The 14,589-nt window shown below is 37.2% G+C and carries 10 protein-coding genes; 4 read left to right on the plus strand and 6 right to left on the minus strand.

Going from position 1 to position 14,589, the window contains the following annotated elements:
* The first annotated feature begins 117 nt into the window (after window positions 1–117).
* Window positions 118–1,464, plus strand: coding sequence for an alpha-amylase family glycosyl hydrolase (locus HWV59_RS05700; RefSeq protein ID WP_175638282.1), 1,347 nt, complete (start codon window positions 118–120; stop codon window positions 1,462–1,464).
* Between the two features lie 209 nt (window positions 1,465–1,673).
* Here the strand turns inward: HWV59_RS05700 and HWV59_RS05705 are convergent, their stop codons facing one another.
* The 6 genes from HWV59_RS05705 to HWV59_RS05730 all read right to left on the minus strand — a co-directional run bounded on the left by HWV59_RS05705 (window position 1,674) and on the right by HWV59_RS05730 (window position 10,821).
* The gene (locus tag HWV59_RS05705; protein WP_175638283.1) at window positions 1,674–2,546 is read right to left on the minus strand and encodes an SDR family oxidoreductase; all 873 of its coding nucleotides are present in this window, start codon (window positions 2,544–2,546) and stop codon (window positions 1,674–1,676) included.
* Between the two features lie 136 nt (window positions 2,547–2,682).
* Window positions 2,683–3,117: a MarR family transcriptional regulator gene (locus tag HWV59_RS05710; protein WP_175638284.1), complete on the minus strand. Its 435-nt coding sequence runs from the start codon at window positions 3,115–3,117 to the stop codon at window positions 2,683–2,685.
* A 158-nt stretch (window positions 3,118–3,275) separates the two neighbouring features.
* Complete coding sequence (locus HWV59_RS05715; protein ID WP_175638285.1) at window positions 3,276–3,902, minus strand: FMN-dependent NADH-azoreductase; 627 nt, start codon at window positions 3,900–3,902, stop codon at window positions 3,276–3,278.
* 441 nt (window positions 3,903–4,343) lie between these two features.
* Window positions 4,344–7,766: a methionine synthase gene (gene metH / locus HWV59_RS05720; RefSeq protein WP_102228391.1), complete on the minus strand. Its 3,423-nt coding sequence runs from the start codon at window positions 7,764–7,766 to the stop codon at window positions 4,344–4,346.
* Window positions 7,759–9,612: a bifunctional homocysteine S-methyltransferase/methylenetetrahydrofolate reductase gene (locus HWV59_RS05725; RefSeq protein WP_175638286.1), complete on the minus strand. Its 1,854-nt coding sequence runs from the start codon at window positions 9,610–9,612 to the stop codon at window positions 7,759–7,761. Before HWV59_RS05725 ends, metH begins: the two co-directional genes overlap by 8 nt.
* A gap of 717 nt (window positions 9,613–10,329) precedes the next feature.
* Complete coding sequence (locus HWV59_RS05730; protein ID WP_102228393.1) at window positions 10,330–10,821, minus strand: YajQ family cyclic di-GMP-binding protein; 492 nt, start codon at window positions 10,819–10,821, stop codon at window positions 10,330–10,332.
* A gap of 119 nt (window positions 10,822–10,940) precedes the next feature.
* Between HWV59_RS05730 and HWV59_RS05735 the strand changes: the two genes are divergently transcribed.
* The 3 genes from HWV59_RS05735 to HWV59_RS05745 all read left to right on the plus strand — a co-directional run bounded on the left by HWV59_RS05735 (window position 10,941) and on the right by HWV59_RS05745 (window position 14,564).
* Window positions 10,941–11,804 (plus strand): CvfB family protein, encoded by an 864-nt coding sequence (locus HWV59_RS05735; protein ID WP_175638287.1) that lies wholly within the window; start codon window positions 10,941–10,943, stop codon window positions 11,802–11,804.
* A 135-nt stretch (window positions 11,805–11,939) separates the two neighbouring features.
* Window positions 11,940–12,902, plus strand: a complete 963-nt coding sequence (locus tag HWV59_RS05740) for a BMP family lipoprotein (protein WP_407941614.1) — start codon at window positions 11,940–11,942, stop codon at window positions 12,900–12,902.
* Between the two features lie 9 nt (window positions 12,903–12,911).
* The gene (locus HWV59_RS05745) at window positions 12,912–14,564 is read left to right on the plus strand and encodes a methyl-accepting chemotaxis protein (RefSeq protein ID WP_175638289.1); all 1,653 of its coding nucleotides are present in this window, start codon (window positions 12,912–12,914) and stop codon (window positions 14,562–14,564) included.
* Window positions 14,565–14,589: the final 25 nt, after the last annotated feature.

Here is a 14,589-nt window from a genome sequence, read left to right on the forward strand (position 1 = left end):
CATAAACAGGATATTCATGAAAAGACGTTAAGAAATCCAAATAAAATTTGACGGTATATGACACAAAGAGATACTCTTAAGAACGTAGAGATATAGAATATAGGAGGAACGGAACATATGTTTAAACAAGCTATCAAACTTTTGCTGATTCTGTTTCTTCTTTTAGGCGCAATCCCGGTGAATGCTGCTGAAAAAGAAGAAAAGGCATGGCAGGATGAAATTGCTTATTATGTTGTTGTCGATCGCTTTAATAATGGAAACCCTAAAAATGATGGGGGTGATCTCGATTTTGAGGATCCGACTGCTTATCATGGGGGAGATATTGAGGGGATTATTAAGAAAATCGAGTATATCCATGAGATGGGATTTACTTCAATCATTCTTTCACCTATTTTTGATAAAGAAAATAATGCTAATGAAGTAAAAACACTCGATGAACATGCCGGAACAGTAGAAGATATTAAGCAACTGGTTGAGGAAGCACACAAACTGGAAATGAATATATTATTGGATTATGGAGAGATTGACCAAAATCTAACAAAAACAGCAACTTGGTGGATGAAAGAAACTGATGTAGATGGCTACTATTTCGAACAAGTTGATAGTATTGATGTAAGTGTTTGGAAAGATTTTCATAAGGACTTAAAAGGACTTAAAGAGGATTATTACTTAGTAGGTTCAATGGAGTCAGATAATTCAAATGTTCGTTCTACGTATATAGAAAATGGTTTTGATTCCATTCTTAATCAGACTTTTTATGAAGAAACAGCAAACGTATTTGCTAACGTCGATCAACCTTTTCAACCAATTTCAGAAGTTGTTTCTCAATCATCGCAAGAACTAAGTACATATGTGGATAATGATCGTACGATGCGTTTTACAAGACATGCCATCGAAAATAATCAGCACCCAGGTGTACGGTTGAAAATGGCATTTTCATATTTGTATACTATCCCTGGAACTCCTATCGTTTATTACGGTTCTGAAATTGCCGTTGATGGGGGAGAGCCTCCGGCAAATCGTCCATTAATGAATTTTCAATCTGATGAGGAATTGATTGATTATTTAGGTAAACTTTCAATTGTCAGAAAAACATTCCCTGCTCTAACTAAGGGTGATTATGAGGTTCTATATGAAAAGGATGGTATGATTATTTTTAAACGATCCTACCAAGAAGAATCACTAATTGTTGCCATTAATAATACAACTGAAACTCAAAAAGTAAAAATACCTGCATCTGATATAGCTGATAATAAAAAGCTTGAAGGCTTGCTGACCGGCGATACATTTGAAATGGAAAATAACGAATTCGAGTTTATCCTTGATCGTGAAATAGCGGAAGTATATGAAATAAAAGAAAAGACAGGTCTAAACATACCGTTTATTAGTGTGTTTATCATTGTCCCTGTATTGTTTATTTTATTTTTGATACTGGCTTATAGGCGAGGAAAGAAGAAATCATAATATGTTAAAGGGACTGTCATGTGACAGTCCCTTTATTTTTGCTTAGGAAATTATAAAATTCTTGAACTGTGCCTAAGCGCTTCGACATCCAGCTCCAGCGCCTAGTCCCTCGAGGTCATAAGCCACAAATGAATTGAAGACAAAGAACGTCTTCTATTCATTTGCGTCTTATTTGCCCTAGGCTGATCAAGGCGCTTGCGCTTTTGTTTTTATCCATTAACAATTTTTCCACCATTCACATGAATCGTTTGTCCTGACATATAAGACGAATCATCACTTGCTAAAAATACGTATGCAGGTGCTAACTCTTCAGGTTGTCCAGGTCGTTTCAGTGGTGTATTTGCACCAAAGGATGCAACCTGATCAGCAGGGAATGTAGAAGGAATGAGAGGTGTCCAAATAGGACCGGGAGCTACTTGGTTCACGCGAATCCCTTTACCAGCAAGATTAAGAGCTAACGAGCGGGTAAATGCCGTTATAGCACCTTTGGTCGATGAATAGTCAATTAACTGCTCATTTCCAGCATAAGCTGTTACTGATGATGTATTGATAATGGCACTTCCTTTTTTAAAATGAGGAAGCACAGCTTTTGTTAAATGGAAAAACGAGAATATATTTGTTTTAAAGGTACGTTCAAGCTGTTCGGTTGTAATGTCTTCTATACCTTTTTGGGGGTGTTGCTCAGCAGCATTATTCACTAAGATGTCAACTTGTCCAAAAGTCTCAACTGTTTTTGAAACTAAATCCTTACAGACAGTTTCATCACCAATATCTCCGGAAACAAGCAGGCATTTTTGTCCTTCTGCTTCCACATATTTTTTCGTTTCTTCTGCATCCTTTTGCTCATCTAAGTAAGAAATGACTACATTAGCGCCTTCTTTTGCAAAAAATAGAGCAACAGCTCGTCCAATCCCACTGTCTCCACCTGTAATAATGGCAACTTTATTTTTCAGTTTTCCACTTCCGGTATATTCTTTATCATCAAAAGTTGGTTTTGGATTCATCAAATCCTCATGTCCTGGCTGAACTTCCTGATGCTGTGCAGGCATTGTTTGTTTTTGTTGATTTTGACTATTACTCATCGTTTTTACCTCCTATAATCTCATCGTTTACCTATTATGTGAAGAAAATCAAAAAGTATGTTTGTACTGTGGTTTTTCTATTCCCACTATGAAAGCAGCTTAAACAAAAAAAGAAGCCAATTTACTGGCTTCTTCTTTAAGTCGGATTTGTTAAGTTGGCTCTCATTTTACATAATATTTGTCTTACTTGTTTTAGTTCTTCATCCGTAATATTGCGGCAAAGTAATGAATTAAACTCGTTGGCAACAGGGATAATATGTTCTTTTAGTTCCATTCCTTCTTTTGTCAAATACAAGCGTTGAACACGACGATCCTTTGGGCAATGAATTCGTTTGACAAATCCTTTTTGTTCAAGTCCAAAGGCCATTCTTGCAATATTTGTTTTATCTTTATCTAATTTAATGGCAATTTCATTTTGACTAAGACCATCTTTTTCCCAAAGCAACATCATAACCAAATTTTGTTCAGGAGCAATGTTAAAAGGTAATAATTTATTTTTGATATATCCTGTGAGCTCTAAATCTGTTTGGTGGATAAAAATACTGATAAACTCATTAAGTGAGATCGCCATGTTCAATAGACTCCTAATCATTCTAGATAACTTTAATGTTAGTTTAGTAATAAGTTACTATATTGTCAATTTTATGGGAGATATTAACTGAAATGAGGAGATTATATGGATGAAAAAAAGCGAGTGATTTCACTCGCTTTTTAACGTCTATTCTATTATTAGAATTTACTTGCTAATTCAGTAGCTTGTTTGATACCTTCTTCAATGATCTCATTTGAACGATCCGGGAATTGATTATGTCCTTCAACGATAACATCAGCTGTATTCGTAATTCCCCAGAATGCTAACACATTTTTAACATAGTTAACAGACATTTCTACTGATGCAGCTGGGCCTTCTGAATAAACACCGCCACGAGCATTTAATAGAACTACTTTTTTGTCAGGAAGTAAGCCAACAGGACCTTCTGGTGTATATTTGAATGTAGCACCAGCTTGTGATAAATAATCCATGTATGTGTGTAAAACTGCTGGAACTGAGAAATTCCAAAGTGGAAATGCGAAGACAACTTTGTCAGCTGCAACGAACTGATCTAAGTACTTTTGTACTAAGTTTGCAGCCTTTTCTTCTTCAGCTGTTAATTCCATGCCTCTTGCACGCTTGAACATTCCATTGATTTCTTCTACGCCATAATAAGGAAGGTTTTCTTGGAATAAATCAAGCTCTGTAATTGTATCTTCTTTATGAGTTTCTTTGTAAGTGTGTAAAAAAGCATCATATAATTTTACACTTACAGCCTGATCTGCAGGGCGTGAATTTGCTTTAATAAATAAAACGTTTGACATGTAAATTCCTCCATTTTTCTTGTTTGATCACAACTAGGCTACGGCTATTTTAATGTTGTCATAGCAACTACTAGTGAATCTAGAATCTCGACTTCAAGTATTTTGACTGAAATATGTTGCTATACATACTAATGTGCACGAAACTGATTTTAAAGAATATTGATCAATGTGTCAACAATGTTGCCTATAAAAAATTATATAGCAATTGGAATGAAAAATTGTCGGTCAAAAGGATGAGATTTTGTCGATAGATAGTCCTAATTTAAATAAGGTGAAGGTATGTCAAAATGTGTCGAATGATAGATTGAAGTAAAAAGTTAATAGATTTTGAAAAGAAGTTGAAAGAAAATCGAAGAAAGTTGATAGTTTCTTGAATGCAAGGGGCAGAAGTACAGGTTTAGATACAGAAGAGCCCTAAAACATTTGTTTTAGGGCAAATACTTACATAACATTAAAATATTTCGCTTCCGGATGGGCAACAACGATAGCTGTAACAGAAGCTTCAGGTTCCATCATGAAGCCTTCTGTTAGCTGAATACCGATGTCCTCTGGTCGGATAAGATTAAATAGCTTTTCTTGATCTTCAAGATCAGGACATGCCGGATAGCCAAAGGAGTAGCGCTGACCTTGGTATTTCGCTGAGAAACGTTGGTCCATCGTAAAGTCCGGTGCATCAGGGAAGCCCCAACGGTCACGAATAAGTTGATGAGTGCGTTCAGCTAAACCTTCCGCAAGCTCTAAAGCAAGTGCCTGAACAGCATGACTCTTTAAATAGTCACCTTGTTCTTTAAAGCCTTGGGCAAGCTCACGAATTTGACTTCCTGCAGTAACGGCAAACATCGCAACATAGTCAAAACCGTCCTCTTGTTTTGGGCGTACATAATCAGAAATACAGCGATGCGGGAGCTTTTCCTGTCTTGGAAAATCAAAGGTTTGCAGGATGTTATCTGTATTTTCCGGATCAAGTATATGAAGCTTATTTCCTTCACTATAAGATGGGAAAAATTGATAAGCCGCAGCTGGTTTGAACCATTTTTGTTTGGCACCATCTTTTAATAGTTCTTGAATCAGTTCAACAAGCTCGACAGCTTTAGGGTCTTTCTTTTGTACTAGTTCTTTGATTTTTCCTTTTAATCCCAGATGATGACCGATAAGCATTTGCATATTTACATAAGGAATGATGTGAGTAAGGTCAATATCCTTGAGTATATGACGCTTTGTATCAACTGGCGTAAAAATAGGTGCTTCACTTACAGCTCCACGCTTGATTAGCAATTCCGTAACAGCTTGTGCTTGGGAAGTCTTCGGTTTGGCTTCTTCTGTTACCGCGGCTTCTTTTGCTGCAAATAATTCCGGTGTTGTGCGTAATTGATTTGCTAGTGATAATCCATCCATAGCATCCTTTGCATAGACAACAGGTCCATTGTATTCAGGAGCAATTTTCATTCTCGTGAATTTTCTTGATAAAGCTGCACCACCAACAAGAATTGGTAAATCACAGTTTGCTTTTTGTAAATCCTGCGCAGTGATGACCATTTGCTGGGCAGATTTAACAAGTAAGCCGGATAAGCCGATAAGATCCGGTTTCTCATCTTGTACAGCTTGAATTAATGTTTGTGGCGTTACCTTGATTCCGAGATCCACAACTCTATATCCGTTATTGCTTAAAATAATATCTACAAGGTTTTTACCGATATCATGAACATCACCTTTAACTGTTGCAAGAAGGATTTTTCCTTTACCACTGTCATCGCGTTTTTCCATAAATTGCTCGAGGTAGGAAACAGATGCTTTCATCACCTCGGCGCTTTGGAGAACTTCTGCAACGATTAACTGATTATCATTGAATAAAACCCCCACTTCAGCCATACCTTCCATTAATGGACCGTTAATGATATCAAGCGGCTCAGGGTATTTCTTAAGTGCTAGCTCCAAGTCGGGAATAAGGCCTTCTTTTGTTCCTTCAATGATATAGCTGGCTAATCTTTCTTCTAAAGACAGGTTTTGGATAGGCTTTTTGTCTTCTTTTTTCTTTCCCCGATAAAATGCTGTAAATGTTGCCAATGATTCATCCGTTGTTTTAAATAATAAATCTTCAGCCATTTGAATTTCGTCTTTAGGAATGGAAGCAAATCGCTCTAATTTTTCCGTGTTTACAATTGCATAATCAAGTCCAGCTTGTGTGCAATGATACAAGTACACAGCATTCAGTACTTCGCGTCCAACTGGAGGAAGACCGAAAGAAACATTGCTCACTCCTAAAATGGTTAAGCATTCAGGCAGCTTTTCTTTAATAAGTTGGATACCTCGAACAGTTTCATTTGCCGACCCGATATATTGCTCATCTCCGGTTCCTACAGGGAATACGAGTGGATCAAAAATTAAATCACTTGCTTTTAGTCCGTGTTTTTTGACGAGCAGATCATGAGAGCGAATCGCGACTTCTAGTTTCTTTTCAGCAGTTAGGGCCATGCCAACCTCGTCGATTGTTCCAACAACTAATGCGCCACCGTATTTTTTGACAAGAGGAACAATTGCGTCAAATCGTTCTTCCCCATCCTCAAGGTTAATAGAATTGATGATTGCTTTACCTTGGGAATATTTAAGTGCCCGTTCAATGACTTTTTCATCTGTTGAGTCAATGACAAGAGGTGCTTTAACTTTTTTCACAACCTCTTGAATGAATGCTTCCATATCTTCAAGTTCATCTCTATCAGGATCAGCTAAACAGATATCGATAACATGGGCACCGCTTTTTACTTGGGCTCTGGCAATTTCAGAAGCTTCTTCAATTTTTCCTTCTGCAATCAGACGCTTAAATTTCCGTGATCCAATAACATTAGTACGTTCCCCAACGAATAAAGGACGCATTCCTTCTTCATAAAGAAGGGCATCAATTCCGGATACAGTGTGACCATTAGAGTTTCCTTCAATTTTGCGTGGGGAAATAGTTGAAACAGCTTCAGTAATAGCACGAATATGCTCAGGTGTTGTACCACAGCATCCACCAATTACATTCAGCCATCCCTGTTCAGCAAAAGCAACAAGCTTTTTAGCCAGTGATTCTGGTGATTCATGGTAATTTCCCTCTTCATCAGGTAAGCCTGCATTTGGGTAACAGCTAACGGCTGTATTAGCTAATCCTGAAAGGGTACGGATGTGGTCTGTCATGAATTCAGGTCCGGTTGCACAGTTTAAACCGACAGAAAGTGGCTTCATATGCTCTAGTGAAACATAGAATGCCTCGATATCCTGCCCAGCTAAAGTTGTCCCCATTGGTTCAATTGTTCCGGAAATCATTAAAGGAAGTTCCTTACCAGTGTTTTCAAATGCTTGTTGAATGCCTAAAAAGCCTGCCTTCACATTCAACATATCCTGACTTGTTTCGAGAAGGAGCAAGTCAGCTCCTCCGATAATTAATCCTCTTGCTTGTTCCTCATAATTTTCAACTAATGTATCAAACGTTGTTCCGCCTGTAACGGAAAGAGTCTTCGTTGTTGGTCCCATAGCGCCGGCTACGAATCTAGGGTTTTCAGGTGTAGAGTATTTTTCCGCTGCACGTTTGGCGATTTTAGCAGATTCAATGTTTAACTCTAAAGCCAAGCGACCTAAATCGTATTCGTCCAAAACTAGACTTGTGGCACCAAAGGTATTGGTACAAATAATATCTGATCCAGCTTCTAAATAGGCGTTGTGAATGGCTTCAATTGTCTTAGGCGAAGTTAATGTAAGATACTCATTACATCCATCATAATCTTCCCCACCAAAATCTTCGGGAGATAAGTTTGCTGCTTGGATCATCGTCCCCATCGCACCATCCAGGACAAGAATCCGTTTTTCTAGCTCTTTTTTGATGCTACACATGTGTAATCTTCCTTTCAGCTCGCTGTTTTTCCTTTTCATGGATGTAATTTGTTAACTCCACTGTAAGGTCGTATTGTAAAAACGGTGTAATTAAATAAATACCATTGAACAGATCGAAGGCTGTATCAATTAAGTCTTTTGCAATGGCAAGACCTTCTTGGCGGGCCTGTTCTTTATCCGTTCCTGCTGAAGCCATTTTTTCCCGAATAGAGTCAGACAGCTTGATGCCAGGGATTTCGTTATGAATAAATTCAGCATTTCGGCTGGATGTTAATGGCATAATCCCGATATAGATCGGAGCCTTAAGGTTTCGAGTCGCTTCATATACATCGATAATTTGTTGATTTGAATATAATGGCTGTGAAATAAAGTAATCAGCACCATGAGCAATTTTCTTTTCAAGTCTTACGACTGCTTTATCCAAGTGGCGTACATTTGGATTAAATGCAGCAGCTACCGAGAAGTTCGTTTGTTGTCCAAGTGGTTTTCCTGAATAGGATACACCTTTATTGAACTGCTTAATTAAACTGATTAAGTCAAATGATGACACATCATAAACAGATGTCGCCCCAGGAAAATCACCAATTTTTGATGGATCACCTGTGATGGCTAATATATCTGACATTCCTAGAGAATGTAAACCCATTAGATGGGATTGAAGTCCGATTAAATTTCGGTCACGGCATGTAATATGAATTAAGGTTCTAGCTCCTGTTTTTTCTTTTGCTAAAATTCCGGCAGCTAAGTTACTAATTCTTGGTGAAGCTAATGAATTATCCGCAAGAGTTAAGGCGTCAATTCCTGCATTGTGCAGGGCTTCTGCACCTTCAAGAAATTTCTCCATCCCCAATTTTTTAGGAGGATCTAATTCGACAATAACAGAACGTCTCTCCAGAACAATTTCCTCAAGTGGTGTTGGAGCTGCAGCTTGATGTTCTTGAACATGTACTTGAGATGTTGCAGGAACCTTAACTTGTTTCGTTGTAACAGGAGAAAGATTTGAAACAGCATCAGCCATTGCTTTAATATGTCTAGGTGTTGTTCCACAGCATCCCCCTATTAATCTCACACCTTGTTCTCTAAATTTTAATGCACTTTCTTTGAAGTATGTTTCATCAGATTCATAGACAAGATTTCCTTCGATTAAGCCAGGTAAACTGCTGTTTGGAAAAACGGATAAATAGGCTTCATTTGGTATAGGAACCTCTTCCAATGATTGAATCATATGGTAAGGGCCTAAGCGACAGTTTAATCCAACCACATTTGCGCCAAGATTTTCTAGAAGTATAAGACCATCTTTTAGTGATGTTCCATCCTGCAGGACGCCGGCTTCATGAAGGGACACATTTGCAATTATAGGCTTGTTCGTTTCTTTACGAGCAATTTGAAGGACTGTTTTCATTTCTTCCATATCATAATAGGTTTCAAGCAGAAGTCCATCAACATCCTCATTAAGAAGGAGGTATAGTTGCTCTCTAAAGTTTCGTTTTATTTCTTCAATACTGTGAGCACTCTTTTTAAAGGATCTGACTCCGCCGATTGTTCCGAAGACATATGTGGATGAGTTTGCAGCCTTCTTCGCGATTTCAACTGCTTTTTTATTAATTCTTCTAATCTCATCCTCTAATCCATATCGAGAAAGCTTGATATCATTCGCTCCATATGTGTTTGTTTGAATTACGTTTGCACCAGCTTCAATATAGGCTTGATGAACTGCTAATACATCCTCAGGTCTAGATAGGTTTAACTCCTCAAAACAACGATCAACACCATGTGCATAAAGCATTGTGCCCATCGCACCGTCACCGATTAGAATTTTACTTTTTAACTCTTCTAAAAAACCCATTGAATAAAGCCTCCGATCTATATGAATAGTAGGTAAATATTTTTTTAGAGAAAGGAAATAAAAAAAGCCTTCTAGAAGAAGGCTTAGAAAAATTATTAGCTTCTCCTTATCTTTCAAGCATCTTACATGCTTAGCTGGAATTAGCACCTTGGCACTCGCAGAAGTCTTGGTTCGTGGTGGGAATTGATTGACGGTTTAGAATTAAACACTTTGAAAATAGTGTTGTGTCTTTTCTTTTAGCACGGCAAGCTTGCGCTTGCTGCGGCTTGACGAGCAAGCCTTGAGAAAGATAATTTAAAATGCCTCGAACAAACAAGGACGCTTTGTTCGATTCATTTTAAATTATTTTTCTGTGCTAAAAGAAAACAACCTAGGCTTGCGTGCTTAACTTAGTCAATCATGTAAACCAGACTTCACTCGTTATTGACCGGTTGCTGAAGCTTCAAAGGGCCAGTCCCTCAGCTTCTCTTGATAAGATATGAAATTTTTGTCGTAAAAACTTTCATTCATATAAAAGTATTACACCTAATTTATCTAATATTTCGAAAAATATCAATAGTAAATTGACTATTTGGCAAAATTTACGTGAAATTGTTGTGTGTTTAGACCTTTATAAAAGTATGAAGTAAATATGAATTTATGCTTTATTATTTTGACTGGAAGTAATTTGGGTGAAAAATAGGGCTGAACTATAATAGTCCAACCCTGCTAACGATGTTATCGATAATTAATGAATTGCACATCGATTGATAAGTCGGCTTCTCTAATGGCTGCAATAACTTGTTGAAGATCGTCACGACTTTTGCCTGTTACACGAATTTGATCATCCTGGATTTGGGATTTTACTTTTAAGCCCTTGTCTTTAATAATGCTATTTATCTTTTTAGCATTATCTTTGTCAATGCCTGAAACAAGTTCAGCTCTTTGACGAACAGTCCCGCCTGAAGCATTCTCAACTTTTTTATACGAAATATTTTTAATTGGAACATTACGTTTAATGAGTTTGGAAATAAGAACATCCTTTAATTGCTCAAGCTTATATTCATCGTCAGAAACGAGAACGAGCTCTTCTTTCTCTAGAGAGATGTTGCTTTTGCTCCCCTTAAAGTCATATCTTGTCGCAATTTCTTTCATTGCAATATTAATCGCATTCGTTACTTCTGGAAACTCAATCTTTGATACAATATCAAATGAACTATCTTTCGCCATAATTATCCTCCAATACGTATATAATATAGGTTGATTATAGTAAAATAAAACAATGATCACAACTTTTGAAGTTGGTCTAATGAATTTTTTTACAGAAAGAAGAAAGAGAGGATACATTTATGATCCCAGGTACGTTTGCAACATTAACAATAGATGAAAAGGTAGATTACGGTTACTTTCTAACAGATGGAAGAGAACGAGTGCTTTTACATAATAATGAAGTGCTAGGAGAAGTAGAAGAAGGCGATAAGATTGAGGTCTTTTTTGGCGTTGATGCACAAGATCGACTATATGCCACAATGAAAAAACCATATATTACAGAAGATACCTATGGTTGGGTTGAGGTTGTCGATATTGTAGAAGACATGGGAGCATTCGTGGATATCGGGTTAAGTAAAGACGGTCTTGTTGCGAAAGATCATCTTCCATTTTTAAGAGAGGTTTGGCCAAATGTAGGGGACAAGCTATATTGTACATTAAAGGTTTCAGGCAATGGCCGATTTTTTGTTCGGTTAGCAACAGAAGAAATCGTTGAACCGTTGATGAAGGAAGCAGACCGCTCGTTATTTAATAAAGAGGTAAAAGGAACAGTTTACCGAATGATTGTGGCTGGTTCATTTATTTTAACAGAAGAAGGATATAAAGGGTTTATTCATTCATCTCAGCGTGAAGTTGAACCAAGATTGGGTGAAACGGTGACAGGAAGAGTGATTGATGTAAAAGAGGATGGAACAATTAATGTTTCGCTCCTTCCTCGTAAGCATGAAGCACAAAGCGGTGATGCTGAAAAAATTTATGCCTACATGCAACAAAGAAATGGTTCAATGCCTTACACTGACAAAAGTGATCCAGAGGATATAAAAGAGAGATTTAATTTGAGCAAAGGTGCCTTTAAACGAGCACTAGGGCATTTGATGAAAAATGGTCGTGTGTATCAAAAGGATGGCTGGACGTACTTTAAAGAAGAGGATAACAACGAATAATGGATGTAATGGTTTTCACTTTTTAGAAAAGTGAAAACCTTTTTTGATTTGTAGAAAACTCTTTAAAACTGTGACTTTATTGACGATACAAGTATTGGCATAAAAATAGTTTTAAAGAGAGGGTTTAATATGATCATCAAGAAAATAGCATCCGTGTTGGGGTTAGTATTTCTTTTCGCGATAGCTGGTTGTTCCCAGGAAGAAGCAACCAGTAGAGTAGATGAGAAGGTGAAGATTGGGATTATGCTGTCTGATGTAGGGTTGGGAGATCAATCCTTTAGTGATTCAGCTTTCAATGGATTAATAAAAGCGAGGGATGAACTGGGTATAAGATTTGATTACCGCGAATTAAAGGAATCAGAAACATATGAAAATGGTTTAACTGAGCTGGTAGAAGAGGATCATGATATCGTTGTTGGTCTTGGTTTTATGGTGCAGGAGGATCTTGAAAAGATAGCTAAAAAATACCCGGATCAACAATTTATTTTAATTGATGCAATTTCGGAATTGAAAAACGTTACATCCATTACATTCAAGGAAGATCAAGGCAGTTTTTTAGCTGGAGTTGTTGCAGCGTTAACGACAAAAACTAATAAAATCGGGTTTATTGGCGGAGATGATGTTCCGCTCATTCATAAATTTGAAGAAGGTTTTGAAGAAGGTGCAAAATCAATTAATCCTTCAATACAGGTTGAGGCTACATATGCGAATGACTTTGGTAATGATCAATTAGGTGCGAAGTTAGCTCGTGAAATGATACAGAACGATGTTGATGTCTTATATGCTGCAGCAGGGTTTACCGGCGTTGGGATGTTGAAGGAAGCACAAGCAAACAAAGTGTTGGCAATTGGAGTAGACAGTGATCAATATTTTTATGCAGAAAAGGCGGTTGTGACTTCCATGTTAAAAAATGTTGATGTGGCAATGTATCAATTAGCGGAACAGTTAATAAAGAACAATAAAGTGCAAACAGGACACATTGAATTAGGGATTGAGGATGATGGAATAGGACTGGCTCCTCTGAGAGTGTTTCCATTTTCAAAAGAACAACAAGACATCATCGAGGAATGGAAAAAGAAACTATCAAGTGACAGCTAGGAGGATACTATGACCATTAAGAATAAGATTTTATTTAACTCAATGAGTGTTTTAATCATTGCGATATTAATGATTGCGTTCATTATTTTTAATATGCTTTCCATTCAATCATCCAACCAAGGTGAAGTAAATACGTTATTAAATGTACAAAAGCTCCAGGCGGAAATGAATTCTACAAAGCAGGGATTAAATAATTTTTCCATCACTGGAACAGATGCACAAAAGGAAGAGGTTTTAGTAAGTATTTCGAATAGTGAAGAATTATTGGCAGAATTAAAAAAAGATATCACTTATGAGAAAAGTGTGGAAACCTTAAATAAAGCAACCTCAAAATACGAGCAGTGGAAAGATGAAGTGAATACGGTTTTGGATAGTAAAGTTGGTCCGGAAGCGAAGCGACAGTCGAACCGGTTGAATGGAGTTTTAAACGATATTCATCTGTTAAACGAATATGCAAATGAACAATATTCAATCTTACAACGGGAATTAGCGAATCAAATATCTTTTGTTATTATCTCAGCGATTGTTGGAAGTATTGTTTTAATAGGACTATCGTTATTTATCACAATGAAAATAACAAATTCAATTACACGTCCTCTGAAGCAATTATCTAAAAATGCAAAAGAAATTGCTTCAGGAAATCTTGTTGTTGAAACAATTACGTATAAAGGAAAAGACGAATTAGGTTCATTGAACAGCTCGTTTACCCAAATGGTTGAGCAGCTGAAAGAATTATTGTTCTCTATAGAAACAGCAAGTACTAATGTCGAAAGCTTCGCAAGAGATTTAGATACAGAAAATAGAGGACTAACAGCCATAACAAACCAAGTGGCTGTTTCAACAAATGAAATGTCAATTGGTACGCAAAGTATTTCCAGTGACTTACAAGATGCAGTAACATTAATTGAACAAATGGACAATAACTTTAAGGAAAATGTCCGTAGTTCAGAAGAATCGGTTACGTTTGGAACTGAGGTTGTCTCAGTTATAACGGATGGTCAAGGAGCCATTGAATTGCAACGAACTTTAATGGTGAAAAATCAACAAACAAGTCAACAAATAGATGCAGCAACGAAGACATTTGCGGAATATACGACTGAAATTGAAGACATGGCAAAGACTGTTTCAGGTATAGCAGATCAAACAAACCTGTTGGCATTAAACGCAGCGATCGAAGCAGCGCGTGCTGGGGAAGCTGGAAAAGGCTTTGCTGTTGTCGCGGATGAGGTCAGAAAATTAGCAGAAGAAGCTACCAATTCAACGAAGCATATCTTCAACATGGTTGATAAAATTAAAGAAGGCATTTCTGAAGTGAGACAAGCGGTTCAAGAAGGTGTGGTCATTGCAGATGATCAGCAACAATCTATGAATACAACGACTGAAGCATTTGTAAAGATCGGTGATAGAGTAGATGAAATGATGAAGAGGCTCACGTCTTTAGTTGATGGAATGAATACCTCAAAACAGTTTGGTGAACAGGTGTTGAATAGTGTGGAAAGTATTAGTGCAGTAGTAGAGGAAACAGCAGCAGGAAACGAAGAAATTTCCGCCTCTACGACGGAGCAGCTGTCTGCGTTTGAAAAAATTGTGGAAAAGGTTGAGATGTTAAGAAAACTGACGGATGACTTACAATCAACGATGAATTATTTTAAATTAAAATAAAGAAAAGGGTGGTTCTATCAAAGAA

Origin of the sequence: Metabacillus schmidteae (assembly GCF_903166545.1) — a bacterium.
GTDB classification, from domain to species: Bacteria; Bacillota; Bacilli; order Bacillales; family Bacillaceae; genus Metabacillus; species Metabacillus schmidteae.